The sequence below is a fragment of the Luteibacter sp. PvP120 genome, assembly GCF_054055715.1.
This window is the reverse complement of record NZ_JBSRXP010000002.1, coordinates 731,903-758,288: the sequence shown is the minus strand read 5'-3', so window position 1 is coordinate 758,288 and position 26,386 is coordinate 731,903. Positions and strand designations below refer to the sequence as shown.

25 protein-coding genes are annotated in these 26,386 nt (G+C 66.0%); 11 read left to right on the top strand and 14 right to left on the bottom strand.

Annotated elements, in window-relative coordinates; all coding sequences use genetic code 11:
* Positions 1–27: 27 nt before the first annotated feature.
* Complete coding sequence (locus ACVKN3_RS07245; protein ID WP_285403381.1) at positions 28–1,110, top strand: sensor histidine kinase; 1,083 nt, start codon at positions 28–30, stop codon at positions 1,108–1,110.
* On the opposite strand, the gene ACVKN3_RS07240 is transcribed toward ACVKN3_RS07245, so the two are convergent.
* On the bottom strand, positions 1,094–2,155 hold the full coding sequence (locus ACVKN3_RS07240) for a hypothetical protein (protein ID WP_285403382.1): 1,062 nt from the start codon (positions 2,153–2,155) through the stop codon (positions 1,094–1,096). The genes ACVKN3_RS07245 and ACVKN3_RS07240 overlap by 17 nt on opposite strands.
* 74 nt (positions 2,156–2,229) lie before the next feature.
* Positions 2,230–3,294: a hypothetical protein gene (locus tag ACVKN3_RS07235; protein ID WP_354515597.1), complete on the bottom strand. Its 1,065-nt coding sequence runs from the start codon at positions 3,292–3,294 to the stop codon at positions 2,230–2,232.
* Between the two features lie 166 nt (positions 3,295–3,460).
* On the opposite strand from ACVKN3_RS07235, the gene ACVKN3_RS07230 reads away from it, so the two are divergent.
* Entirely contained in the window at positions 3,461–4,177 is a 717-nt protein-coding gene (locus ACVKN3_RS07230; protein ID WP_354515599.1) for a LytR/AlgR family response regulator transcription factor, read from the top strand.
* Between the two features lie 86 nt (positions 4,178–4,263).
* Positions 4,264–5,184, top strand: a complete 921-nt coding sequence (hemC, locus tag ACVKN3_RS07225) for a hydroxymethylbilane synthase (protein WP_285403385.1) — start codon at positions 4,264–4,266, stop codon at positions 5,182–5,184.
* 28 nt (positions 5,185–5,212) lie between these two features.
* Here the strand turns inward: hemC and ACVKN3_RS07220 are convergent, their stop codons facing one another.
* Together ACVKN3_RS07220 and ACVKN3_RS07215 are read right to left on the bottom strand one after the other, a co-directional pair.
* On the bottom strand, positions 5,213–6,091 hold the full coding sequence (locus ACVKN3_RS07220; RefSeq protein WP_285403386.1) for a DUF481 domain-containing protein: 879 nt from the start codon (positions 6,089–6,091) through the stop codon (positions 5,213–5,215).
* A gap of 85 nt (positions 6,092–6,176) precedes the next feature.
* Complete coding sequence (locus tag ACVKN3_RS07215) at positions 6,177–7,103, bottom strand: hypothetical protein (protein ID WP_285403387.1); 927 nt, start codon at positions 7,101–7,103, stop codon at positions 6,177–6,179.
* A 194-nt stretch (positions 7,104–7,297) separates the two neighbouring features.
* Here ACVKN3_RS07215 and ACVKN3_RS07210 point away from each other — a divergent pair, with 194 nt between their 5' ends.
* A complete protein-coding gene (locus ACVKN3_RS07210) occupies positions 7,298–8,290 on the top strand; it encodes a helix-turn-helix transcriptional regulator (RefSeq protein ID WP_036138794.1) in 993 nt (330 codons plus the stop codon).
* Positions 8,291–8,303: 13 nt separating this feature from the next.
* Complete coding sequence (locus ACVKN3_RS07205; protein WP_285403388.1) at positions 8,304–9,263, top strand: patatin-like phospholipase family protein; 960 nt, start codon at positions 8,304–8,306, stop codon at positions 9,261–9,263.
* 331 nt (positions 9,264–9,594) lie between these two features.
* Here the strand turns inward: ACVKN3_RS07205 and ACVKN3_RS07200 are convergent, their stop codons facing one another.
* The 9 genes from ACVKN3_RS07200 to ACVKN3_RS07160 form a co-directional block, all read right to left on the bottom strand.
* A complete protein-coding gene (locus ACVKN3_RS07200) occupies positions 9,595–10,311 on the bottom strand; it encodes a glycosyltransferase (RefSeq protein ID WP_354515603.1) in 717 nt (238 codons plus the stop codon).
* Positions 10,312–10,392: 81 nt separating this feature from the next.
* On the bottom strand, positions 10,393–11,130 hold the full coding sequence (locus ACVKN3_RS07195; protein ID WP_354515605.1) for a DUF3379 family protein: 738 nt from the start codon (positions 11,128–11,130) through the stop codon (positions 10,393–10,395).
* Complete coding sequence (locus ACVKN3_RS07190; protein ID WP_354515607.1) at positions 11,127–11,660, bottom strand: sigma-70 family RNA polymerase sigma factor; 534 nt, start codon at positions 11,658–11,660, stop codon at positions 11,127–11,129. The genes ACVKN3_RS07195 and ACVKN3_RS07190 overlap by 4 nt, the downstream gene beginning before the upstream one ends.
* Before the next feature lie 24 nt (positions 11,661–11,684).
* Complete coding sequence (locus tag ACVKN3_RS07185; protein ID WP_354515609.1) at positions 11,685–12,557, bottom strand: ParB/RepB/Spo0J family partition protein; 873 nt, start codon at positions 12,555–12,557, stop codon at positions 11,685–11,687.
* A gap of 9 nt (positions 12,558–12,566) precedes the next feature.
* Positions 12,567–13,409, bottom strand: coding sequence for a ParA family protein (locus tag ACVKN3_RS07180; RefSeq protein ID WP_036138789.1), 843 nt, complete (start codon positions 13,407–13,409; stop codon positions 12,567–12,569).
* A 72-nt stretch (positions 13,410–13,481) separates the two neighbouring features.
* Positions 13,482–14,111, bottom strand: coding sequence for a 16S rRNA (guanine(527)-N(7))-methyltransferase RsmG (rsmG, locus tag ACVKN3_RS07175; RefSeq protein WP_354515611.1), 630 nt, complete (start codon positions 14,109–14,111; stop codon positions 13,482–13,484).
* Positions 14,112–14,459: 348 nt separating this feature from the next.
* Positions 14,460–16,865, bottom strand: a complete 2,406-nt coding sequence (locus tag ACVKN3_RS07170; protein ID WP_456991448.1) for a S8 family peptidase — start codon at positions 16,863–16,865, stop codon at positions 14,460–14,462.
* Positions 16,866–16,956: 91 nt separating this feature from the next.
* A complete protein-coding gene (locus ACVKN3_RS07165; RefSeq protein WP_354515613.1) occupies positions 16,957–17,988 on the bottom strand; it encodes an AAA family ATPase in 1,032 nt (343 codons plus the stop codon).
* Entirely contained in the window at positions 17,981–18,298 is a 318-nt protein-coding gene (locus tag ACVKN3_RS07160) for a helix-turn-helix domain-containing protein (RefSeq protein ID WP_354515615.1), read from the bottom strand. The genes ACVKN3_RS07165 and ACVKN3_RS07160 overlap by 8 nt, the downstream gene beginning before the upstream one ends.
* 323 nt (positions 18,299–18,621) lie before the next feature.
* Here ACVKN3_RS07160 and ACVKN3_RS07155 point away from each other — a divergent pair, with 323 nt between their 5' ends.
* Positions 18,622–18,789 (top strand): hypothetical protein, encoded by a 168-nt coding sequence (locus tag ACVKN3_RS07155; RefSeq protein ID WP_354515617.1) that lies wholly within the window; start codon positions 18,622–18,624, stop codon positions 18,787–18,789.
* A 7-nt stretch (positions 18,790–18,796) separates the two neighbouring features.
* Here ACVKN3_RS07155 and ACVKN3_RS07150 read toward each other — a convergent pair whose 3' ends face one another.
* Positions 18,797–19,231, bottom strand: a complete 435-nt coding sequence (locus tag ACVKN3_RS07150; RefSeq protein ID WP_285403395.1) for a hypothetical protein — start codon at positions 19,229–19,231, stop codon at positions 18,797–18,799.
* 368 nt (positions 19,232–19,599) lie between these two features.
* Between ACVKN3_RS07150 and ACVKN3_RS07145 the strand changes: the two genes are divergently transcribed.
* The 5 genes from ACVKN3_RS07145 to ACVKN3_RS07125 all read left to right on the top strand — a co-directional run bounded on the left by ACVKN3_RS07145 (position 19,600) and on the right by ACVKN3_RS07125 (position 26,262).
* Positions 19,600–19,869, top strand: coding sequence for a hypothetical protein (locus ACVKN3_RS07145; protein ID WP_036138783.1), 270 nt, complete (start codon positions 19,600–19,602; stop codon positions 19,867–19,869).
* Entirely contained in the window at positions 19,869–20,132 is a 264-nt protein-coding gene (locus ACVKN3_RS07140; RefSeq protein WP_036138780.1) for a hypothetical protein, read from the top strand. The genes ACVKN3_RS07145 and ACVKN3_RS07140 overlap by 1 nt, the downstream gene beginning before the upstream one ends.
* 4 nt (positions 20,133–20,136) lie before the next feature.
* Entirely contained in the window at positions 20,137–21,696 is a 1,560-nt protein-coding gene (locus ACVKN3_RS07135) for a PepSY-associated TM helix domain-containing protein (protein WP_354515620.1), read from the top strand.
* 268 nt (positions 21,697–21,964) lie between these two features.
* Entirely contained in the window at positions 21,965–22,984 is a 1,020-nt protein-coding gene (locus ACVKN3_RS07130) for a LacI family DNA-binding transcriptional regulator (RefSeq protein WP_285403399.1), read from the top strand.
* Positions 22,985–23,226: 242 nt separating this feature from the next.
* Positions 23,227–26,262, top strand: a complete 3,036-nt coding sequence (locus ACVKN3_RS07125; protein ID WP_285403400.1) for a TonB-dependent receptor — start codon at positions 23,227–23,229, stop codon at positions 26,260–26,262.
* Positions 26,263–26,386: the final 124 nt, after the last annotated feature.

Sequence of the window (26,386 nt, the reverse complement as noted above, 5' to 3'; positions counted from 1 at the left end):
CAGCGGGCCTTCCGGCATACTCCCGCCATGCCCGCCGCTCCCGACGACACCGCCCCGGTTCCGCGCCCGCCCTCGGCGCCGCTGCCCGATTTCTGCAGCCTGCCGGTGCTGTTCGCGTTACTGGTGGTCGGCGCGCTCACCGTCACGCTGATGTGGCTGGCGCCCGGCAGCCGGGGCGACCTCGGCGATTACGGCACGGCGGTGCTTTTCACCAGCTGGCTGGCGGTGCTGCTGACCGTGGCCCTGTGCAAGCTGACCCCCTGGATGCAACGGCTGCCCGGCCTGCTGCCGTATGCCGCCGTGTGGCTGCTGCTGGTGCTGCTCGTCGGCGTGAGCGCCGCGGTGATCGGCTGGGTGGACCACAGCATCCACACCGGCATGACCCCGGTCTCCCGCGTGCGCTTCGTCCGTGATGCCAGCATCGCCACCGGCCTGCTCGGAGCGGGGCTGCTTCGTTATTTCTACGTGGTGGCGCAGTGGCAGGTGCGCGTGGCGACCGCCGCGCAGGCGCAGGTGGCGGCCTTGCAGGCGCGCATCCGGCCCCATTTCCTGTTCAACAGCATGAACGCGGTGGCCGCCCTGATCCGGGTCGATCCGGATGCCGCCGAGCGCACCGTGGAAAACCTGGCCGAGCTGTTCCGCGCGGCACTGGGCACCGATCACGAGTCCCTCGGTACGCTGGGCGAGGAGTGGATGCTGGTGGATCGCTACCTGGATATCGAAGCGCTGCGCCTGGGCGACCGCCTGCACGTCGAACGCGCCATCGACGTCCCGGTCGACCTGCCGCTGCCACGCCTGTTGCTGCAACCGCTGGTGGAAAATGCGGTCCGCCACGGTATCCAGCCCAGCCGCCATGGCGGGCGCATCCGCCTCGCCGGGCATCGCGTGCCCGGCGGGGTGGAAATCGTCATCGAAAACACGCTGCCCGGGTCATCCGCCAACCCCGGCACGGGGCACGGGTTGCGCAACGTCCGCGAGCGCGTCGCCTACCATTTCGGACAACGCGCCAGCGTACGCACGGAACGCCATGACGACAGGTTCGTCGTCACGGTGTTCCTCCCGGAGCCCGGTCAGCGGTTGCTTCCCCGCCGCGCTAGTTGGACTCGCTGAACTGGATATTCGGTGACGTGCCGCCGGCGGCGGTGCACGGACCGAGGTTGAGGTTGTTCGTTTCCGCCGTCGTGCCGGCGTTGGCCAGGCAGGCCGGCGCATTGGTGGTGCCGTCGACCACGTCGAGGCGCACGTTCACGTGGGATCCCGAGTTGAACGACACGGCGGGAGGCGTTCCCCCGATGACGTTGAACTCCGTCTCTTTCCAGATCTTGCCGATGTTGAGCGTGCTGGCGGGCTGGGACACGGCATGCACGGTGCCGTTGACGGTGAACGTCACCACGTCCTTGCCGTTCTGGTTGGCGGCGCCGGCCAGGCGTACGCTGCCGAGGCTGGACAGGGGCACGTAGGCCAGCGCCACTTCCTTGCTGTTGCGATAGCACGCTTGCTGTTCCGCGTAGGCACCCCAGCCATCCGGGCACCCCTTGCTCTTGTACTCCGATGCGCTGCCGACGTAGAACCAGTCCTGCATGTAGATGCCGATGCCGGTGGCGCTGCCGTCGTTGGTGTCGTAGATGAACTGCTGCCAGGTCTCGCAGGTGGAAAAGCCGTATTGCGTGCATGCACCCGGATTGCTTGCGGAGGTGGTGTTCATCTGCAAGGTGTAGGTCTGCGAGCCGCCGCTGTCGACGCCGCTCACCTTCGGAAAACTGCCCACGGCGCTGCGCGTCAGGCCGGTGGTCTGTGCGGCATAGTCGACGCCGTTGCCTGCGTCCAGCGGTTGGACGGCCGCCTGAGTCACCTGCCCGGCCCGCGTGTCGCGTGTCGTTCTGTGACCCGACGGAAACATGCGCTTCGGCGGCGGGGCGCACGTTTCGGCGGTCCATGCATAGCTGGGAAACGAGGCGCGATAGCAGCCGGTACTCGGCGGCCCCTGGGCGATCAGCGTGTCATGCCAGTGCGTCATGGCCTGTGCCCGGGCTTCGACGGCCACGGTATCGACGGGCACCTGCGCCATGGCGGCGAAGGGGGAGCCGCTGATGATGGCGATCAACAGGGCCCGACGAACGGTCGGCGCAGCGTGGTGGTTCTTACTCGAGATCATGGCGGTTCCTCAGGAAGTGGTATGGCGTGATGGCACCGCCCCTGCGCAGGCAGGAACGGTGACTGACCCTGTCGTTAGTTGGACTCGCTGAACTGGATGCCCGGAGACGTGCCGCCCGAAGCCGTGCAGCTACCCAGCGTGAGGTTGTTCTGCTCGAAGGTCGTACCGGCGTTCTGCAGGCAGCTCGGTGCGTTGGTGCTACCGTCGACGACGTTCAGGCGCACGTTCACCGTGGAGCCCGGATTGAACGTCACCAGCGGTTTGTCCCCGCCGTAGCCGAAGACGTTGAACTCCGACTGCTTCCAGATCCTGGCGATGTCGAGGGTGGTGGCCGGCTGCGAGGCCGTGAATGACTTTCCGTTTACCGTCAGCGTTACGACATCCCTGCCGTTCTGGTTGGCAACACCGCTGAGACGCATGCTGCCCAGGCTGGCGAGCGGGAAGTAGCCGACGGAGATCGCATCGCTGTTGCGATAGCAGGCCTGATCGTCCGCGTAAGGCGTCCAGTCCGCCGGGCAACCCTTGCTGGCGTACTCGGAGGCACTGCCCACGTAGAGCCAGTCCTGGATATAGACCGAAGCGCCTTCGCCATCGCCGGTGTCATAGAGGAACTGCTGCCAGGTACTGCACGATGAGTAACCGTACTGGGGACACGCGGCCGGATTGCTGCCCGTGGTCGTGTTGATCTGCAGCGTGTAGGGCTGCGTACCGCCGGCGTTAACGCCCGTGACCGCCGGGAAACTACCCACGGCGCTGCGGGTAAGACCGTTCGTCTGCGCGGCGTAATCGTTGCCGTTGCCGGTGGTCGGTGCGACGGCCTGCAGGGTGACCCGGCCCGTACGGGAGTCCACGACCTTATGGACGGGCGGCGACACGTGCTTCGGTGGCGGCGCGCACCGTTCAGGCGTCCATATGGCACTGGGGAACAACGCGCTGTAGCAGCCCGCGTCAGGAGGACCCTGGACGGTAAGCGTATCGTGCCAGCGGGCGGACGCCTGGGCCTGGGCCTGCGCCGGGATGGAAGGCATGCCCGCTTGCGCTTGCACTGTCGCCGCGGCGACAGCAAGCACGCCGACGGTGGCCAGCGATACGGCACGACAGGCCGATCGCGCGGAAGGACTACGCTTGCTCGATATCATGATGAATCCTCGGATAGGTAGCGTGATGTGTCCCCTCTCCAGGAGAACAACGCGGGCCGGGCCTGCCCACACCGTGACCCGCGTCTCACTCCCGCACCCGCCTGCCGGTCACGTGCGTCGCCGGCGACGCTGATAGCATCGACGCTTTCCACCCGGAGCCCGGCGCATGCGCGTCCTGATCGCCGATGACGAGCCGCTGGCCCGTGCGCGCCTGAGGGTGCTGCTGGCGGCGCGTGGCGAGGTCGAGATCGTCGGCGAGTCCGCCGACGGCGACGCCACGCTCGACGCCTGCCTGGCGCTGCGGCCCGACGTGGTGCTGCTGGACGTGGAGATGCCCGGCCTGTCCGGCACGGCCGTGGCCCGGCAGCTGGCGGCCATGGCGGAACGGCCGCAGGTGATCTTCTGCACCGCCTACGAACAGCACGCCGTGAGCGCCTTCGACCTCGGCGCCACCGACTACCTGCTCAAGCCGGTGCGCGCCGAACGACTGGGCGACGCGCTGGACCGCGCCGCCGCGCGCCGCCCCCAGGCATCGCTACCCACGCGCGGGGCCTGGCTGCGCGCGCGCAGCGGCAACGATGAGGTACGGGTGGCACTGGGCGATGTGCTGTACCTGCTCGCCGACGACAAATACGTCGAGGTACACCACGCGGCCGGCATGTGGCTGATCGACGAGTCGCTGCGCCAGCTGGAGACCGCGCATCCCGACCGCCTGGTTCGCCTGCACCGCAACTGCCTGGTGCCGCGCACGCGCCTGCTGGGCCTGAAGTCGCTGGCCGACGGGCGCGTGCTGGCGCGCCTGGCAGGCACGGAGGTGACCCCGGAAGTCAGCCGGCGCAACCTGCCCGCCGTGCGCCAGCTGCTGCGAGCCGAAGGCGGCTGAATGCCCCGCGCGACACCCCGTCGCGCTGCACGCGATGGCGGTTTGCGGGACAATCACCGTTTCGCCCGAGCCGCCGCCAGGATCCCATGACCCCACCGCTTCGTATCGCCACGCGCAAGAGCGCGCTGGCCCTGTGGCAGGCCGAGCACGTGGCCGTCCTCCTGCGCCAGGCGCATCCGGGACTCGTGGTGGAGCTGGTGCCGCTGTCCACGCGCGGCGACGAGATCCTCGACCGCTCGCTGGCCACCATCGGCGGCAAGGGCCTGTTCCTCAAGGAGCTGGAAGTGGCGATGCAGGACGGCCGCGCGGACATCGCGGTGCACTCGCTCAAGGATGTGCCGGCCGCGCTGGAGCCGGGCTTCGAGTTGTCGGCCATCCTGCCGCGCGCGGACGCGGCCGACGCCTTCATCAGCAACCACTACGCGACGCTGGCCGACCTGCCCAACGGCGCGCGCGTGGGCACCTCGTCGCTGCGCCGGCAGGCCCAGCTGCGCGCGGTACGGGGCGACCTGCAACTGCTCGACCTTCGCGGCAACGTCAACACGCGGCTGGCGAAACTGGACGAAGGCCACTACGACGCGATCATCCTGGCCTGCGCGGGCGTGGAGCGCCTGGGTATGGCCCATCGCATCACCACGCGGCTGGCCAGCCCCGACTGGCTGCCCGCCCCCGGGCAGGGCGCCATCGCCGTGGAATCGCGCCTGGGCGATGCACGGGTGGCCGGACTGCTGGGCGCCCTGACCGACCCCGACACCTTGCTGGCGGTGAACGCCGAGCGCGCCATGAACGAGCGCCTGGGTGGCAGCTGTGCCGTCGCCATCGGCGCGTGGTGCGTCGTGGCCGAGTACGGCCTGACCCTGCATGGCATGGTGGGCGACGCGCTGACCGGCGAACTGCTGCACGCCCAGGCCGACAGCACCACCGACGATCCCGTGACCCTGGGTCACCAGGTGGCCGCCATGCTGCTCGACCAGGGCGCTGCCGCCCTGCTTCAGCCGCAGCGGTAGGAGCGCGGCAGGCCGCGCTCCGGCGCCGTCAGAAGTTGTAGACGAGGTTGGTCGTGGTCAGCTTGTCGGTGCTGACCGTGCCGGGCAGCGTGTCGCTGTTGTAGCGAATCTGGTAACCGATCTTCAGCGCCAGCTTCTTGGTCATGCTGACCGAGAGGCCGATGTCGTTCTGGTAGTACTGGTTCTTCGAGCCCGCTTCCACCAGCAGCGTGTCTTCCACCGCCGTGTTGTCGGTAATGCGGTACTTGGCGTTGATCAGGCTGCGGCCGACCACTTCGCTTTCGGCATCGGGCTTGTAGGTTTCTTCCAGGGGCACGACGCCGCCGGGCTCGAAAGCCGGCGTGCCGTCCGGGTTGGTCGCCTGCCGGGTGGTCTTCGCGGGCTGGTAGCGCTTGAAACCGGGACCGATTTCGAAGGAGAGCTCCGCACGCTCGTTCTTCAGGGCGATGTAGCCGTAGCCCACCGAGATGATGCCCTGCCACAGGTTGGCGCCGAAATCGTCGTGCTCGTAGCGGGCGGCCGTGACCACGTAGCTGCGCGGGTCGAACTTGTAGCCCACCGAGGCGCCGGTGTCGTAGCGGTTGGCGGTGGTGCTGAACTTGTCGATGGGGTTGCCGTTCTGGTCGTCCACCGTGACCTCACCCTTGGAGCGCAGGCCGTTGAGGTAGAAGTTGTTCTTCCACAGCTCGTTTTCCTGGTTGAAACCGAGCTTGGCGTTGGCGTTTTCCGACCGCGAGTTGCCGCGCGAGGACGCGAAGCCGAATTCGCCGGAGCCGGTCCAGCCACCGTTCTTCGAGGCATCGGCATTCTGGTCCGGCGTCGAGGTGGGGTTGGCAGTGGCGTCCTGGGCCGACGCGGCGAGCGGCAGCGCGGCAAGGACGAGCGTGGCGAGAAGGAGTTGTTTCATCGTCGACCCGTAGATGGAATGGAAAACCGAAGGAACCGCGGCCGTCTGGATGGCCAGGCCGGGTGGAACGCGCCTCGCTGCGAGGTCAGTCGTTCACCCAGTAAACATAGGCCCGCCCGTACAGCCGCTGTTCGAGACATTGACCGATAACGCAGCTTAACGCGGCCAGACCCGCCGCGACGGGCAACAGGTGTCCGGCCGGGTGCGATACCAGCAACACGCACGGCAACCCCACTGACAGCGCCGCCACGGCGAAGCGCCAGGCCAGCAGGGAGACCGCGGTGCGCCCGGTTTCAAGGCGGTGCACGGCACCGCGCTCCTCCGCCAGTTGCCGCAGCGCGCGCCAACGCATGCCCTCCACGACACCCAGCGCCAGCGCCACGGCAAGCAGGGCGAGTCGCCAGGGGTTGAGCGGATTGATCGGCATCTCGGTCTGCAGCGCCACACACAGCCAGAACCACAACCCACCGGCGAACAAGGCGGAGACGGTACGGCCCAGCGGCAGCGCATTGGCCACGGAGGCCACCGACGGCGGCAGGTGACGCGACACGCTGCGGGCCGTGTAGACCAGGGTGGCCAGGCTGCAGAGCATGAGGGCCGCTCCGGCGAGGCGGGTGGCCCAGAAGTCGTTGCCGCCCCGGGCCAGGCCGGCCAGCGCGAGCATCGGCAGGTAGTTGGCCATCGCCACCATGCCCTCGGGCGTGGGCATCATCCGCTTCACCGGATTCCATCCGTGCCACTCGGGGGCGAAGGGCAGCCGCAGGCAGGTGGACACCAGGCCCAGGCTGACCAGCACCAGGCCGATCGACAGCGGCACCAGGACCTCGCCGCGGCCGTCGGGGTACAAACCCAGCGCCAGGGCGGTGCCGAGCACCATCCACAGGCCATAGCCCGCCGCCGTGCAGGCCTGGATCACCACCACGGAGGTAGAGAACAGGCTGCGCGCGGGCGTGGTTTCGTCATGCCGGCCCAGAGGGTCCAGCGCGACGGCGGCGTCGTTGGGTTCCGCCATGGTCGAAAAAGGCCTTCGGCGAATCGCAAAGGCACATTTTTGCGCCTTATCGTCCCGGGCGCAAACCCACGGTCGCGCGGCGGGCGAGACTCCCTTGCGGACGGCGCCGGGCGCCGCCATGCTTGGCCTGCGTAGATACGGGCGTCACGCCTGCGCGGACACACTTCCCCACGCTCCTCCTGCCGGCGACACCCATGGACCGCTACGAGCGCATTCTTACCCTGCACCGCCTGCTGAAGTCCGCGCATTACCCGGTGCCCCTGTCCCGGTTGATGGACGAACTGGAGTGCTCGCGCGCCACCCTCTATCGAGATGTGGCCTTCTTGCGCGATGCCCTGGGTGCCCCGGTGCAAAGCGTCGCCGGCGACCAGGCTTCCTTCCGTTACGAGGCGGACGAAGGCGATTCCTTCGAACTACCCGGCCTGTGGCTGACCAGCGACGAGCTGGCGGCGCTGATGGCGTTGAACGAGTTGATCGGCCGTTCCGATCCGGGCGTGCTCGCCGGTGCGCTGGCCCCGTTCAAGGCCCGCATCGAGCGCCTGCTGTCCGACCACGGCAGCGGCAAGGCACTGCCGGTGGATCGCATCCGGGTGATCTCCTGGGGCGCGCGCACGATGGACCAGCAGGTATTCCGGATCGTCGCCGGTGCCACGCTGGAGCGGCGCCAGGTCAGCTTCCGCTACCGCGCGCGCACCACCAATTCCGACACCAAGCGGACCGTCTCGCCCCAGCGCCTCACCCATTACCGCGACAACTGGTACCTGGACGTCTGGGACCACGATCGCGAGGCCCTGCGCAGCTTCGCCGTGGATCGCATCGCCGAGCCGCAGGCGCTGGATGCCCCGGCCAGGGACGTGGAGGACGCCGAACTCAACGACCTGCTCGCCTCCAGCTACGGCATCTTCGCCGGCAAGCCCAAGGCCTGGGCCACCATCCGTTTCTCGTCGCACGCCGCGCGCTGGGTCGCCGACGAACACTGGCACTCCCAGCAGAAGGGCGAGTGGCTGGGCGATGGCCGCTACGAGCTCAAGGTGCCTTACTCCAACTCGCGCGAGTTGCTGATGGACGTGCTGAAGTACGGCCCCGACGCCGAAATCGTCGCGCCGCTGCCACTGCGCGAGGAAATGAAGATCCTGCTGCAACTGGCGCTGTCCGGTTACCAGAACGGTTCGAACCACTCCCACTGAGCGCGCGCGGTCCATGAGCGATTTCGATATTGCCGAGACCGGCGCACTGCCCGCCACGCTCGCTGAACCGCGCAAGCCGCGCGTCGCCCTGGCCCTGGGGGCGGGGGCGGCCAAGGGACTCGCCCACATCGGCGCCATCGAGGTGCTGGAGGAACGGGGTTTCGAGATCGTCGCCATCGCCGGCACGTCGATGGGCGCGCTGATCGGCGGCATCTACGGCATGGGCAAGCTGGATATCTACCGCGACTGGGTCTCGACGCTGGCGCGTTTCGACGTGCTGCGCCTGGTCGACTGGAGCTTTTCCGGTGGTGGTTTCATCAAGGGCGACCGGATCATGGCCGCGCTGCGCGAGCTGATCGGCGAGGTCAACATCGAGGAACTGCCGATCGCCTATACGGCCGTGGCCACGGACATCGACCGTGAGCGCGAGGTCTGGCTGACCCGGGGGCCACTGTTCGACGCGATCCGTGCCTCTATCGCCATCCCCACCCTGTTCCGTCCCTATACCCACGAAGGCCGGCGCCTGGTGGACGGCGCGCTGCTCAACCCGCTGCCGGTGCTGCCGCTGATGCGCGAGGACGTCGATTACGTCATCGCGGTAAGCGTGGACGGCGCGGCCGAGATGCAGCAGCCACCGGAGAAGAACGTGACGGCCGGGGCCGACGACGGTTACAGCGCGAGGCTGGGCCGACTGTTCGGTCGCCGTGGGCTGCCGGTCGGCGAAGGCAAGCCCAAGCTCAAGGACCCCGGTGCCTTCGACCTGATGACCCAGTCGATGGACCTGATGCAGGCCAACCTGTCGCGCCTGCGCCTGGCCGCGTACCCGCCCGACCTGCTCATCGAGATACCGCGCAACGTCTCCACGGTGTACGAGTTCTACCGCGCCCGCGAGCTGATCGAGCTGGGCCGCGTGCGCACCCAACAGATGCTGGACACCTGGCAACCCCGCCAACCGCTGATAAAACCGTTGTAGGAGCGCACGTACGTGCGCGATCCCTCTATGTAGGGAACGGCGAGGGAAGCCATACGCCACAAAGACGAAGGCGTTTCCGTACCCCACATCCTCGGCTCTTTTACACCCGCGAACGCCCGCGCACCTATAAGGCGGGCAGCGTTCTTTTTGACGTTAGGAAACGCCTACATCGTTGTGAGGCACGGCTGTGCTTCGATTGACGCTCGGAAACGCCCGTACGTTTGCAACACACGGCTGTGCTTCGTTTGACGCTCGGAAACGCCTGCGCTTTTGTGGCGCATGGCTTCCTTCGTCGGTGCCTACGTAGACGGTTCGCGCACATCGTGCGCTCCTACACCTCTTGTGTGCGGGTGACTTTGGCGCGGCGCATGAGCCAGGCCACGCCGCGGAGGTCGGCCAGGCCGACCCAGAGGCGGTCCAGCATGCCGTACTTCGAGGTGCCGGCGGTGCGTGGACGGTGGCCCACCGGCACGCTCTGGCTGGCGAAGCCGGCGCGCTTGACCAGCGCCGGCAGGTAACGGTGCATGTGGTCGAAGTAGGGCAGGCGCATGAAGGTCTCGCGTTCGAACAGCTTCAGGCCGCAGCCGGTATCCGGGGTGCTGTCCTGGAGCATGCGCGAGCGTACCGCGTTGGCCACCTTCGACGAGATGCGCTTGTTGAAGCTGTCGCGGCGGGTGACACGCCAACCGGCGAACAGTTTGAGTTCCGGACCGGCGTCGGCACGCGCGGCCAGCAGCTTGGGGATATCGGCCGGATCGTTCTGGCCGTCGCCGTCCAGCGTGGCGATCCACGGTGCGCGCGCGGCGCGGACACCGTTCCATACCGCGGTGCTCTGACCGCTGCGGGTCAGGTGGCGGATGATCCGCAGTTCGGGATACTGCGCACGCGCGGCGGTGAGCACGGCGACGCTGTCGTCGGTGCTGTCGTCGTCGACGTAGATGATCTCGAAGTCGACCCGGCCGCGCAGCGCCGAAGCGATCTCGGCGAGGAGGGGCGGGATGTTGTCGCGCTCGTTGAAGACGGGCACGACCACGGCGAGGTCGGTCATCGCGTTTCCGTGGGCTGGTGGATTCGGGGCGGCATTATCGCGCAACGGGCGCCGCATAGGGCCGCAAGGGCGGCCGTTCGTTCAGATCTGTCCGACGACCGAGGCAGCCGGACCCTCGATAGCCTGCTGCCAGCTGCGTGCCACGGCGTCCATGGTGCCGCGGCTGGCGCCCTGCGCCATGACCACCAGTGTGCCGCCGGCCAGGGCGATCTGGCGACCGTCCCAGCCGTCGCGGTGGAAGTCGTGTTCGGTATCCGTCTTCATGGCCGGCATGTACAGGGCGACGACCGGCTCGTCGTTCATCCGGGTAACCATGTGCACGGCCGGATACGGGCCCACCGTGCAGTCGTGCACGTAGGTGACGCCGGCGGGTGCCGGCCCCCTGAGCCGCGTGGCGCGCCCGATGAAGCCGGCTTCGACCTGGGCATCGGTGATCGGCCGGGTCATCGCCAGCGCAGCCATCTCACCCGGCATGTGCGCGACCGCCAGGGCGGGCAACGAGTGGGCATCCGTGTAACGCCAGAGCAGGCCCACGCCACCGAAGGCGATCAGCACGGAGGCGGCCATGGCCATCCAGGCACGGCGATGACTCACCTGGCGACGCCGCTCCTGCGTGGCATGGACGAGCAGGATGCGGTCGGCCAGCCCCTCGGGCACGGGGATCGCGGACAAGGCGGTTTCCATGTCGTCCTCGAAGCGCTGCGCGCGCTGCCAGAACGGTGCGCAGCCCTCCTGGCAGGCATCCCTGTGCGCCAGCAGGGCGGCGTCGCGTGAGCGCGGCTCGGCGGTGATCCGGCGGCGGAACTCCAGGCAATTCATGCGCGACCTCCGTCGGCGGCGGCACGTCCGCCCAGCATCGCCTTCAGCCGCTGGCGCGCACGGAACAGCTGCGTCATCACGGCGCCGGGCTGCTGGTGGGTCGCCTCGGCAATTTCCTCGCAACTCATGCCGCCCAGCACCTGCATGGCCAGCGGTTCACGGTATTTCTCGGGCAGTTTCAGCATGGCATCGCGGACCTGGGCGGCATCGCCACTGCGTTCGGGGCTGGCGAAGGGGGCATCCTCGGCAACGCTGTCGTCGAGCTCCACCGTGTCGAAGCGTTTGCGCTCGTACAACCGCGCATGCTCGCGGCGCAGGATGGTGATCAGCCACGGCTTGGCGGACTCGGCATCGCGCAGGGCGTCGAGGTTTTTCCAGGCGCGCAGGAAAGTTTCCTGGACGAGGTCCTGGGCGACGGTTTCGGAGCGCGACAGCCAGAAGGCGAACCGGTAAAGGTCGGCCGACAGGGCGCGCACCATGGCTTCGTACTGGCGCTGCTTCGGGTTCACGTCCTTATGGACCGGCGGCATGCGTACTTCCTTTCAAAGGTCCGCTCAGCGGACCTTGCTCAGGATGCCGTCCAGCTCGTCCAGGCTGTGGTAGTGGATCACCAGCTTGCCCTTGCCCCCGCGCCCCTGGGCCAGTTCCACCCGCGTGGCGAAGCGCTCGGCCAGTTCACGCTCCAGGTTGGCGACGTTCGGGTCCACCGCGGCTGTCTTGGCCTTGCCCTTGGGTGCCAGCTGGGCCCGGCGCGCGGCTTCTTCCAGTTCGCGCACGGTCCACCGGCGACGGGCCGCTTCCAGCGCCAGCGGCTCGGCCACGGTGGCCGGCAGGGTGAGCAGGGCACGGGCATGGCCCATTTCCAGCTTGCCCTCGTCCAGCAGCTGCTTGATCGATTCGGGCAGCTCGGTCAGGCGCAACAGGTTGGACACGGCGGCACGCGAGCGGCCGACCGCATCGGCGGCCTGCTGGTGGGTGAGGTCGAATTCGTCGATCAGCCGCTGCAGGGCCTGGGCTTCCTCCAGCGGGGTCAGTTCCTGGCGCTGGATGTTTTCGATCAGCGCCATGGCCAGCACGGACTGCTCGGGCACGTCCTTGACCAGCGCGGGAATCTCGCTCATGGAGGCGCGCTGGGCCGCGCGCCAGCGCCGCTCACCCGCGATCAACTCATAGCTGTTCTTGCCGATGGCGCGGACGACCACCGGCTGGATCAGGCCCTGGGCCTTGATCGAGGCGGCCAGTTCGTCCAGGGCTTCATCGTTCCAGTGCCTGCGCGGCTGGTACTTGCCGGCCTGGATCTGCTGGATGGGCAGAAGGCGCAGCTCGCCTTCCTGCTCGATCACGGAGGGCGCGGCGTCCGGACCGCCACCGCCACCGAGCAGGGCATCCAGGCCACGGCCCAGACCACGTTTCTTAGCTGCTGCCATGGGTCGTCCTCAAGAAGTGGTCGTGGCGGCATCGGGCGCCGCTTCGTCGCCCGGCTCCACGGCCGTGTCGCCACTCGCGGCAGCGGCGCGGGCCCGGTCGCGGCGGATGATCTCGCCGGCCAGGCCGATATACGCGATGGCGCCCCGCGAGCCGCGATCGTACAGGTGGATCGGCTGGCCGTGGCTGGGAGCCTCGGCCAGGCGCACGTTACGCGGGATGATCGAGCGCAGCACCTGGTCGCCGAAATGCTGGGTGAGCTGGGCCGAGACCTCGTTGCCGAGGTTGTTGCGTACGTCGTACATGGTACGCAGCAGGCCTTCGACCTCCAGCTGCGGATTGAGGCGCTGGCGCACGGCCGAGATGGTATCGAGCAGGCTCGACAGCCCTTCCAGCGCGAAATACTCGCACTGCACCGGAATCAGCACGCCATCGGCCGCGGTCAGCGCATTCAGCGTGAGCAGGTGCAGGGACGGCGGGCAGTCGATGATGATGCTGTCATAGCGGTCGGCCACCTTGGCCAGCTGATCCTTCAGGCGGTGCTCGCGCGCCATGCCGTCCATCAGCTTCAGCTCGGCGGCGGTGAGGTCGCCATTACCCGGCAACAGGTCGAACGCCGCCTCGGTACGGACCAGCACGTCGGCGATGGGCGCCTCGTCGAGCAGCACCTCGCAGCCGTTGGGCTTCGTGTTGTACTTGTCCACGCCCGAAGCCATGGTCGCGTTGCCCTGCGGGTCCAGGTCGACGAGCAGCACCTTGCGCTTCGCGGCGGCCAGGGCCGCGGCGAGATTGACGGAAGTGGTGGTCTTGCCAACGCCGCCCTTCTGGTTGGCGACTGCGATAATGCGGGCCATGGGCTGTCGTTTGCTGCCGTGCGCGGAAAGGGCGTTAGCGTAGCATCGACGGGCGGTTCGCCCTAGGTGAGGTCACCCGCGTCTTATAACGACCAGGTGCCGCTCACCCTCGACATCGGGCACGCTCAGGGCATGGATGGCCTCCACGGTGAACCCCGCCGGCACGCCGGCCAGCTCGTCCCCCGGGTGCTTGCCCTTCATCGCCAGCCATATCCCGCCGGGCGCCAGCAGGTGACCGCCCCAGCCGAGCATGTCGGCCAGACTGGCGAAGGCGCGTGCCGTGATGCATTCGAAGCTGCCTTCCACGTCCTCGACACGGCTCTGCAGGGCGCGACCGTTGCCGAGCTTGAGCGAGCGGATCGCTTCGCGCAGGAAGCGGACCTTCTTGCCGTTGGAGTCCACCATCAGCACCTCGCGAGCCGGCTCGGCGATGGCCAGGGGAATGCCGGGCAACCCCGGCCCGGTGCCCAGATCGGCCAGGGTGCGACCCTGCACGAAAGGCACCACGGCCAGCGAGTCGAGCAGGTGGCGCGTCACCATCTCGTCCGCGTCGCGCACGGCGGTGAGGTTATAGGCCGTGTTCCAGCGTTCGAGCAGTTCCCGATAGTCCAGCAGGCGGCCGACCGCGTCGTCGGGCAGCGCGATGCCCAGGGCGGCGATGCCGCGTTCGAGTCGGGATTGCAGGGCTTCGCGGGTGGTCATGCGGCACCGGGACGTCAGGAAACCGCAAGTATGGAAGGCATGGCGCTTGCCCGCCAGCGTTCTCAAGGCAGAGCCGTCCGACTTATCATCCGCGTCGAAACGGCAGGGAGCGACGATGAAGCGCACAGGGGAAGCCGCATGATGGCGTCCTGGTTTCCCGAATTGGCCCTGATCGACGGTGCCGCGTTTGGGCACATGTGGGGCGCCGCTCCTGCCGCGCCGTCGGTGGCGTCGCTACCCAGAGGGGTTGCCATGATGATGCTGGCGGAGGCACCTGCGGCTGCCGCGCCTGCAGCCCCATCGTTACCAAACCGTACAAGGGCACAACGGCCGCTTGCCGCCGACGCCTTATGGCCCGACGATGACCGGATTGGGCACCGGGATCTTTTGGAACACGGCGGCGTAAAGATCAACGTTCGTCTGCTGCGTCTGGATGGACACCAACAAGCTGTACCGCGCAGGAAGGCCGTAGCGTTCCAAGGCCGGCCGCGTACGCCACCATCCGGCAGACGGATAGACAGCGATGAATCCGCGGCTGGCCAGTTCGGCGGCCGTGCCCCGCCAGACGTCCTGATGCAGCGATCCACGATGCCGTTGACGCTCGCCAAGCAACCAGTTGGGGTCGGACGGGTTCACCGCATCGCCCTCATCCTCACGCTGGGCAGCCGCGTTCACCCGAGCGATGAACTGCTCGGTGGAGGCATCCAGTGGCCGCTGCACATCGAATCGCAAACGATGCGATGGGTAGTGATACTTCGAGACCACGCCTCGCGCCGAGGGATTGGGCTCAATGAAGTAGGACAAGGTGACCCGCATTTCAACGGGCGCATCCTGCAAGGCTTCCAGTTCTTCCTTCGGCCAGGGCAGGGCATGCAGATTCATATCCTGCGTAACGATGCCCTTGCCTTGGACCTTCGCATACGGGTGCACTAAGTCCTCGACCAACAAGGTCAGCGAATCGCTCGCACTCCACAAGGCACGGCTGAGGTCCGGTGCGCCCCAACCGCAGTGGCGAACCAGGTGAACATAATCTTCCTTGGTTGGCGCGCTATCACTAGGCAGGAACATCGCGCACATGTCGTCGGTCCATTGCGCCGAGTGGACTAGCAAAGCTCGTACGGACTCGGCGCGAAGTTGCGGGTAGGCCGCCATAATCTGCGCCGCCATCCCCGCGCAAAGGGCCGATGCGGCGCTGGTGGCATTGCTAGTCGTGAAAAGTCGCTCGACTGGCTGATGGTGGGTCGTCAGCAGGTTCAGGCTGGCCATGCCCACTGCCCCCAGTTCGTCCTTGGCGGCGTTGCCACCTTCTAGCACCACCTCCGGTTTCAGGGGCCATGCCCGATCCCATGTCCGGGTCGTCGTCGTGAACGGGCTCAACCCTCCCGCATGGGCCAGCGGCTTCAAGGAGGGATGGCCCTGCGTGTCGATCTTGTCCGTGTAGGCGCCCACCGTGATGGCATTCCAGGCTTGGCCGGGGTCATGCACGAGATTGGTGGAGAGGCTATCTGGGTAGTCGGCCCACGCCTGCGCCTCCCGCGTGTTGCCGGCCGACAGCACGAACAAGCGCGGATTGTCACCGGCGCCATCGGTATTGGCGGCCAAACCATCGACGGCGGCGGACCACGAAGAGGGGCGCCCGCGATCCCGGTAGTCCGAGGCTGTCACTGCTGACGTGAACACACGTGAGCGCTCCGGCGCGGCGATTTCAGGCCGCGCGACACCCTCCATGAACAGGTAGGCATGATGCCGCGCGTCGCCTTCGTTCGCACCTTCTGCCGGGATCAGCTTGACAGATTCCAGCCGATGCGGGATCTGAACCGGGTCAGCGGAAGCCAGGGCCTGCGCGAGGTCGCCATAGGCGGCCAGACCCGCAAGTCCCGTGCCGTGATCGGCCTCATCCTCTACGCCCCAGGCAGGTTCCACAGTGTGCAGGTCGTCCGCCTGCATGAGCGGCTCCAGGAGCGGATGGGCTCGCGTGACCCCAGAGTCCAGCAGGCAGACCCGTGGCACGGCCTCATTCGGCGGCTGCAACTGGGCCCGGGCCAGCAATTCTGCCGACCAGTCATGTTGCTCATCGACGTCCATGCCGTCAAAGAACTCGGCCGTCTCCTTGGCGTAACGGAGTTCGGCCACGCAGTTCAATGCCATCACCGAGCGGGAAAGCTGCTGCTCAGATCCGTACATCAGCAGTACCGTGCGCTCGGGAAAGTTGACCTGCTGATCGCTAACGACGCATTCGGCCAGGCGGGCCAGCTTCTTGAAGTCCTCCACAACGGTCTGTCGCTGGCCCTGACCACGGACTGGCAGCCACACTTCCCACCAGAAGGCCTGCGCCACGTCGAGGGGCAGCAGGTCTAGATCATCGGTCCACAAGGCCCGAACCTCCGCTGCGCGGATGGAGGCGATGGCATCCAACAGCTTGCGATGGTCACGCGCTTGGCCGCGCCGGTCCTTTTTTTCCTCCAGGTAGTCAGCCACATACTTCTCGAAATGCGCTAGGCCGCCATCGGGGACAAAGACATTCGCATACGTCTGATTACCCTCGCGCCGAACGCTGAGCAGCTCGATTTTTTTGGTGTCGTTTGCCAGGCTTTCGAACGCCAGTTCGACGTCGGGCTGACCGGTGAACTGGATCTGCAGGCCAAGACCGCTTTCAAGTTGCAGGTCCTTCTGGGCCTGTACGGCCGCTGCCGCGATGGGCTTCAGGTGCTCGATCTGGCCGCGAAGCGAGGCGCCATGCTGCTGACGGGGCAATGCCGGCACCTCGCGAGTCGATCGTCCGCCGGCACTGTGCGCCTTAAACTCGACCGCTCGGGATGTGTCTTGAAGAATGAAATGAGGACGTTTAGCTGTCGGTTGATCCGGCATGGTTCGGTGCGACCTTGGTGTGATTCATCCTGAGGCTATACTTGCGGCGCTCGTCGAACGCACGCGCAAGCGCATCGGCCTTGATTCTTTGCTCGTCGTGCATCACCGCTTCCTTGATGGATTCGTCCACAGCGCGCTTAATTTCCGCATAGCTCAAGCCTTCCGCCTTGGCGGTGACGGACTTGATCGGAAAAGGTTTGGGCGCGAAGGTTCCGAGCCGTGACTGGATCAACCGGGTGGCCTGCGCCGGAGCGGGCAAGCGGTATTCGATCACATCATCGAAGCGACGGAATAGGGCGTAGTCAAGAATCTCCGCGTGGTTGGTCGCGGCGACGATCAGGCTGTGCGACTGGTCGTGCTCGATCATTTGCAGGAAGCTATTAAGTACCCGCCGAATCTCGCCGACGTCGTTAGCCAGTCCGCGCTGAGAGCCGATTGCATCGAATTCATCGAAGAAATACACCCCGCGCACATCGTTGATGGCGTCGAATATCTGGCGCAGCTTGGAAGCGGTCTCACCCATGAACTTGGTGATCAGGGCATCCAACCGAACAGAAAACAGTGGGATACCAAGCTCCCCGGCTAGCACCGAAGCCGTCATCGTCTTGCCTGTACCCGGCGGACCGACCAGCAGCAGTTTGCGTCGCGGCGACAAACCGTGCTCGCGGATGCGTGAGTGGTGCCGCTGCTCCTTCATGATGCGGCCCAATTGCAGCACCATGTCCGCATCAAGCACCATGTCCGCAAAGCGGTTTTTGGGGTAAGAGACAGTCAAGAGATTCGCCAGCTCGCCACGCGGACGCGCCAAGGGCACCAGCTTGCCAGCGCTTTGGTCCGGAGCGACCCGAGCTTTAGCCGCGTCGATCATGTCGCGCAGTTCTTCGGCGAGCTTGCCGTGGCCGACCTTCGCTTCACGAGCCGCAACTTGCATGGCGACGGAATAGAAGTGCCGATCATCGCGCTCGATATGCGATTTCACCAACGCCTTAAGTTGTTCAGCATTAGCCATGGTGTTCGCCCGTCCGCGCTGCCATATGGGTGGGAGGCTCCAGCGATGCTCGCGCAGATTGCATCAACTGTTCGGCCATACGCCCATCCATGGCGCCCAAGTCATTGCGGTCTGCCGCCAGAACGAACAACACGCCGATGGGCACATGCAACGCCTCGGCGATCTTCTTCACAGTCGAAAGCGTCGGATCGCGCTTGTTGTTCTCAAGCATCGACAGATAAGACACCGAGCACTGGGCCCGTATAGCAATGGCATTCTGCGATGCGCCCCGTTGCCGTCGGCACATTCGAATGGCTTGGCCTACGTTCATAGCGCACGTTCTCCCAGGACGCGGGGCAAACCGATATGAATCGATTTTACCACCAGTGAACCCCACAACTCCAGGTACGACACGCTCTATCTGCCCTGGTCCGGTCCAGCCCAGTGACGGGACGAAGGCAATCTGGAGAAAAAACACGGTGCGTTTACTGGACAGCAGAAGTGAGCTTTCAGCAAGTAGCCGCTATCAGTACGAAGGCCTTCCCTGCCGCGTGCCCAAGCCGTGCTACGGCGACCGACGTCCCACCTCTGGCAAAGGTTGGGACGGGGATCGACTCCACGCCAGTGTCACCTGTGGTTTACCGATCCGGCAACATGAGTGAAGAAGAGTACGCCGCGTGGAAACATCGCCGGGCACAAGGCAACGACGCCTCCGATAACGGGATCACCCCGCCGGCAGACCCGGTCAACGCAGTGCATGACGCACGCCGTGACGTATCGCCCGAGGCGATGAAGGTCATCCTGAGGACCAACCGGCCCTGACCGAGGATCAGGCCGCGTCCAGCTCCACGCGGGTCACCAGCATGCCGCGCGAGCGCAGCGAACCGTTGACGGCATGCTTGAGCTGGGTGCCGAAGGCGCGGCGGTCGGCCTGGTGCGCCGTGGCGGAATCGCGCAGGGCGGCCACGACGTTGCTGCGGATCAGTTCCGGGGCTTCCTCGATCACTTCGTCCGCGGCTTCCGGCTCCAGCACCTGCCAGTACACCGTGCCGCCGTCGAACTGCAGGACTTGGCCACCCAGGTCGATCTTGTGCGACACGCGATCGATCATCGGCAGGACGACATGGGTGCCGGCCGTGAGCAGCGAGGGCGCGCGGCCCAGGCGACGCACGCTGTAGACCTGGCCCTCGGGAATACGCCTGACCGACGCCGCTGCAAAAGCGAAGGCAATCAAAGTCGTGGCGATGAGGGTCGTGGTCAACATGATATTTACATCAATGGCTTATCGGCTTTTCCTGTCTCATCGCGTAAGCACATGGGCCAGGGCGATGATCGGTAGGGCGTTAATTCTAATTTAACGGGTCGGGTTAACGCTAGTTTCACCAAACACCCATGTTCAGTTAGCGGACGGTTTGGTCAAAACTTGAGCACTGGTCGAAACGTGACCATGGGGTCGGCATCGGGGCACGGGCGAGGTCGCCGCCGTCGACACCCCTTTGAGATGTTTCCTACGGGCGGACGCCCGGCGGATTTGCGCCCCGTACCGCACGGCGCGGCAATCGCCGGTCGCGTTGACCGCCCACACTCAAATGATAATAATTATCAGTCAGTAAGTTGCCCGGTGTCCGTTTCATGAATCTCCTCGGTTGCCTGGCGGCGCTGCTCGCCATGGCCTTCGCCTATCTGTGCTCGCGCAACCAGCGCCTGCTGACCCGTCCCCTCGGCCGGGCCGCCCGCGTAGCCGGATGGGCATTCGCCGCCCTGGCGCTCATGGCCTGGATCGGCTCGGAGACCTCGTTGCCGGGCGTCTTCTCCGCCTTGACCGCGCTCATGCTTGGCGCGGTGGCGTGGCCGTACATCACCTGGATGCTGCGCCCGGCCGCTCCCCGGAAGCCGCGCTGATGCTCGCCAAGACATTCGCCGGCATCCTGCTGGGCCTGACACTGTCGATGGCAGTCATCGCCCTGGTCATCTGGGTATGGCCTGGCTCCAGCGAAGCGGTGACGCTGCCCGTGATGATGGCTTTCTTCCCGCTGTGGATCGGGATCATGGCCGCCACCTATCTGTTCCGCAGCGGCCGACATGCCTGGGGCTGGCTGGCGATCGCCAACCTGGTCGCCTTCGGCGCGCTGTGGGCGGCCAAGCACACGTTGCCGGGGCTCTGAGACGATGAAAGCCAACACGCTCCGCACCTTTACCCTCGTGCACACCTGGACTGGCCTGCTGGCGGGCTTCGCACTGTTCATCGCGTTCTACGCGGGCGCGCTGACCATGTTCCACGACGAGATCGACACCTGGGCCATGCCCCGTGCCGAGATGGCCCGCGCGGACACCATGGACCGGGCCCACCGCATGCTGGACGACATCGTCGCGAAACACCCGGCGGCACGCGCAAGCATCGGCGTCACCTATCCGGCGGACCATCCGTCGCACGAGGTGGCCGCTTACTGGATGGAGAAGGACGGCAGCTGGCATACGCAATCGCTGGACGACAGCGTCGCGCGCGACGCCGAAGACCACGAGCACGGCCTGGCCGACTTCATCTACGAGCTGCATTACGACCTGGGTATCCCGAAGATCGGCATCTACCTGATGGGCGTGGTCAGCGTCATCTACGGCCTGGCCCTGCTCACGGGCGTGCTGATCCACCTGCCCAACCTGGTTCGCGAGCTGTTCGCCTTGCGCCCCGGGCACAACCTGAAGCGGCTCTGGCAGGACGCGCACAACGTCATCGGCATCCTCAGCCTGCCCTTCCACATCATCTTCGCCATCACCGGGGCGCTTTTGTGCCTCACCCTGGTGATGCTGGTGGCCTTCAACACCGTGGCCTTCGACGGCAAGCTGATGGGCGCATTCGAGCGCATGACCAGCGCGCTGCCCGAGACCCGGGACGGCGGTGGCAGCGCCGTCATGCTGACCCCGGCGGAACTCGGCGCGCGCGCCCGCCAGGCAGCCCTGGCGGCCGGCGCCGCAGATTTCGAGCCCGACTACATGCGCTACGTGCATTACGGGCACACGGGTGCGGCCGCCGAGGTGCGTGGCACCTCCACGAAAACGCTGGGCGAGTACGGCATGGTGTCGCTGGATGCCGCGGACGGAAGGGTGCTCAAGGTCCAGGTCAGTGGCGCACGCGATGCCAATCACGCCACCTATGCCGCCATCTTCGGCCTGCACTTCGGCACGTTCGGTTCGCTGTCGCTGCGCTGGCTGTATTTCCTGCTCGGACTGGCCGGTGCCTTCCTCTTCTATTCCGGCAACCTGCTGTACATCGAGACCCGCCGCAAGCGGCGCCAGGCCGACCAGCCGTTGAAGGTGCGCGCCATGGCGACCGCCACGGTCGGGGTGTGCATCGGCGCGTGCTTCGCGATTTCCTGCACGTTCCTCGGCAACCTGCTTGGCTCGGTATGGGGCGCCGAAGGGGCCGATATCGTCCAGCCCGTGTGCTTCGGGACGTTCGCGCTGGCGCTCCTGTGGACGTTCTGGCGCCGGCCCGCCAGGGCGGCGGTCGAGTTGCTGGCGGCTACCGCAGCCGTCAGCATCGCGGTGGGCGCACTGGACATGGTGCTCCACGGGGAGCGGCTGCTGCGCACACTGGCCGAGGGACGCTATGCCGTGCTCGGCCTGGACATCGTCTCTATCGCCATGGGCGTGGGCTTCGCCTGGCTCGCTTTGGCGACCCGTCAGCGCGCGGTAAAGGGTGATCCTTGCAGCGTGTGGGCATCGACGTAACGCGCGTTACTAAACTCGACAGTTATTAACAATCGCCGTGCTCGGCCGGCATCCCCATGTTGCAACGCCGCAATGCCTTGCGTACCAGTCAAGCACTTGTCTTGACGGGATTTTCTGACCACCTTCACATAGTGGTATTGCTAACGTAATCGTTTCCTGTCGCACCGCAGCAAGCAGTTGATTTCTCAGGCTTTACAAGGTGCTATGAAAACGTTTACGTTCCGCGCCGTCAGCCCCTCAAGGGGCAGGGGTAGAGGGTAGGAACGACGTGAGTGTGACGATCAAAGACGTCGCGAGGATGGCCAACGTATCGGTGGCATCGGTTTCGCGCGCGCTCAATGGACACAGTGGCGTCACGGCGGAAACGCAAAAGCGTATCCGTGACGTGGCCGCTCGCCTGCGCTATGTCCCGCATAGCGGTGCCCGCAGCCTGATCACCCGTCGCACGCAGACCATCGGTGCCCTGTTGCCCGACCTGCACGGCGCGTTCTGGTCCGAACTGATCCGTGGCATCGACCTGGCCGCGCGTGCCCGTGGCCTCTACCTGCTGGTGTCCAGTTCCCACGGCGACGCCACCGAGGCGGCCATCGCCCTGCGCTCCATGCAAGGCCGCGTGGACGGCCTGCTGGTGATGTCGCCGCATGCGGACGAGGCGTTCCTGGAAGAAAACCTGCCCGTCGTGGTCCCCACCGTTCTCATCAACAGCCATGTCCGCTCCCAGCGGCAGGCCTCGCTGGACGTGGACGACTTCGGCGGCGCGAAGGCGATGGTCGAGCACCTGCTCGGCCTGGGCCGGAAGCGCATCGTGTTCATCGCCGGCCCGGAGGTGAACCACGACGTGCAGGAGCGCTGCCGTGGCTACCGCACCGCGCTGGCGGCAGCAGGCCTGGGCGACCGGGCCGCCATCCTGCCGGGCGACTTCACCGAGGAATCCGGCTACCGCGCCGGCAAGCAGGCGCTGGCCATGGTGCCGCGCCCGGATGCGATCTTCGCCGCCAACGACATGATGGCCATCGGCTGCCTGTCCGCCCTGGCCGAGGCCCGGGTGCGCACGCCCGAGGACATCGCCGTGGCCGGCTTCGACGATATCCCCATGGCGCGTTACGTCTCGCCGCCGCTGACCACCGTGCGCATCCGTATCGCCGAGCTGGGCGAAGCGGCGCTTGCACGCCTCGCCGGCATGATCGAAGCACCCGACGATGCCACGCCCGAGCCGCGTGTCGTCGGTACCGAACTGGTCGTACGTGCCTCTTGCGGCGGTAACGACGCGCTAAGACGAAGGGCCTGACCGGCCCATCGCTACACGGCTTGCCGGGCCGTGGCTGGATGTATCAGGACGGCGACACAGCAGGACTCACAGCACGATTGCCGGTCCGCCTTGCGGCACCGGCGCCTTACACGGGGGCAGAACGCTCTCAACGAAGAAAAGTGGCACGCCCACCGCGTCACGACATCAACGTCGACCACCGTGAAGGGCGCCCGGCTGGGCCGGACAACACACACAAGAAGATTTGGGAGAGGGGAAAACAAATGAAAGCGTCGATGCACCTCAAGAAGAAGCTGCTGGTCAGCGTGATTGCCGCCGCCGTTGCCACGGCGATCGCACCGGGCATGGTCATGGCGCAGAGCGCCAACGCCACGCTGCGCGGTAAAGCCACGCCGGGCGCCAACGTCACGGTGTTCAACCCGCAGACCGGCCTGACCCGCCACGCCACGGCCGGCCAGGACGGCTCGTATGTCATCAACGGCCTGCCGCCCGCCTCGTACAAGGTGGATGCCGGTCCGGGTACCGAACAGAACATCACCCTGACCGTGGCCTCGACGGCGACGGTCAACCTTGCCGCGCCCGCGCAGGGCGCGACGGCGACCGCGGCCAACGCTACCAGCATGGAAGGCGTGTCGGTTTCCGCGACGACGGTGCAGGAAGTGAAGACGCCCGAAGTGGGCCAGACGATCTCGCTGCACCAGATCGCCACCATTCCGCAGGTCTCGCGTAACTTCCTCGAGTTCGCCGACACCGTGCCGGGCATGGTCTTCAACGTGGATGCCAAGGGCAACACGTCGCTGCGCGGCGGCGCGATGAACACCAGCTCGACCAACGTCTACATCGACGGCGTGAGCCAGAAGAGCTACGTGAAGGAAGGCGGTGTCTCGGGCCAGAACGGCAGCCAGGGCAACCCGTTCCCGCAGCTGGCCATCGGCGAATACAAGGTCATCACCAACAACTACAAGGCCGAGTACGACCAGGTCTCGTCCGCGGCGATCACCGCCGAGACGAAATCGGGTACGAACGAGTTTCACGGTGAGGTATTCGGCACCTACACGAACGATGCGTTCCGTAACCGCACGCCGATCGAGAAGACCAACGGCAAGGTCGATTCGGAATCCAAGGAATACGGTTTCGCTCTCGGCGGTCCGATCATCAAGGACAAGATGCATTTCTTCATCGCCTATGAGCAGAAGAAATTCAACACGCCGATCTCCGTCACGCCCAATGCGGTCGGCGTCGCGAACATCGAGAACGACCTGCCGGCAAACGTCCAGTCGCAGCTTGGCTCCTCGAACCTCACGTTCGACGAGAAGCTGTACTTCGGCAAGATCGACTGGGAACTGACCGACCGCGATCGTATCGAGGTGAGCACGCAGGTGCGCCGCGAGACGCAGCTCGGCGGCACCGGTACCGGCACGGCCGCGTCCGCCGGTACGCAAGGTGAGAACCACGATACGCGTGGCACCTTCAAGTGGGCCCACAGCGGTGACAGCTGGTACAACGAGCTGATCCTCGCTTACGAGAACGCATACGTCGCCGCCAACCCGCTGCAGATCGGCAACGGCTACACGTATTCGTATCCGCAGGACATCGCGAACAACCAGAACCCGACGATCATCACGACCGGCGCCGCCGATCCCCGCGCGACCCAGAACAAGAGCCAGGAAGGTCCGAGCATCTCGGATACCTTCACGTTCAACAATCTGGAGTGGCAGGGCGACCACGTCGTCAAGCTCGGCTACAAGTTCAAGTCGGTCGAACTGAAGGCATCGGACGTGGCCGCGCAGAACCCGCAGTTCTTCTACGACGTGCGCCCGGGCCAGGGCACCTCGGCGGAGCCGTGGCAGGTGTTCTACGCATCCGCTCTTCCGGGCCAGGATGGCGTGGCGAAGACGACGGCTCGCCAGTACGGCGTGTTTGCCCAGGACGACTGGTCCGTCAACGACAAGCTCACGCTGAACCTCGGTGTGCGCTGGGACTACGAGGCCAACCCCTCCTACACCAACTTCGTCACATCGCAGCGCGTGCTCGATGCGATCAATGCGCAGAACCCGTATGCGGGCGCCGCGCCGGGTGAGACCTATGGCGACGCACTCGCCGCGGGCGGCGTGAACATCGGCGACTACACCAGCAATGGTCACAACCGGAAGAACTTCCGCGGCGCCTGGCAGCCGCGCCTCGGCTTCTCCTACGACCTGTTCGGTGACGAAGCCCACGTGTTCCACGGCGGCGCCGGTCGCGCGTACGACCGTAACCTCTTCGACTACCTGCAGACGGAAGTGACCAAGCAGGCCTTGCCGCAGACCACGCTGCGCTTCAACGTGCCGGGCCATCCGTGCGACACGACCTCGTCGACCTGCGTCCCCTTCAACCCGGCCTTCCTGGGTGGTCAGGGCGTACTGCAGAACTATCTGGTCGGTGGCAACTCCGGCCAGGAAGTCGACATGCTCAACAACAAGCTGAAGGCGCCTTACAGCGACCAGTTCAGCCTGGGCATGTCGAACACGATCGGCGACTGGCAGACCGATGCCACGGTGACGCGCGTGCTCAGCCGCGACGGTTTCGCGTTCACCCTCGGCAACCGCCTGCCGAACGGCAGCTACTTCGCCACGCCGGGCGGCGCCAGCGCGGGTGACCAGCCCATCCCGAACGTGGGTGGTCTGATCCTCGGCGACAACGGTATCGCCACGCGTACCACCCAGGTCCTGCTGTCGGCCCAGAAGCCGTACACGAAGGAGTCCGGCTGGAGCACCAGCTTCGCCTACACCTTCTCGCACGCCAAGCAGAATCGCGATATCAACGAGCATTACTCGTTCGATTATCCGACGCTCAACGACTATCCGTTCATCACGTCCAACGCCGTGTCGAAGCATCGCTTCGTGGCCACGGGCGCTTTGGATCTGCCGTGGGGCATCAGTGGCTCGATCAAGCTGACGCTGGCCACACCGCTGCCGAAGAACGACGTTGCCTGCTACGGCGCCACGTTTGCCGATGGGTCGACCTGCGTACCGGTTTCGGCGACGCCGAGCGGTTCGAAGTTCCTGGTCGGCGGCAACATCTGGGGCTACCGCGACATCGACCTGCAGCTCACCAAGGACTTCATCCTCGGCGAGAACACGAAGATCTATGCGCGCTTCGACATCCTGAATCTGTTCAACTGGCAGAACTTCGCCGACTACAACACGAACTGGGGTTCGAACGGCGAGCTCAACAGCCAGCCGGTGGCCTACAACAAGAAGGGCAACATCGTCTTCGTGCCACGTACCGCCCGCTTCACCGTCGGCCTGAAGTTCTGATCCAACCGGCGCATCCGGTTCACCGGATGCGCCATACTTTGGCGCCCGCGAGTCTCCCCGCGGGCGCTTCTTTTATGGGGAGACCCGGTCCTTCGGGACTTTTATTTTCCCTGTAGCCGTAAAC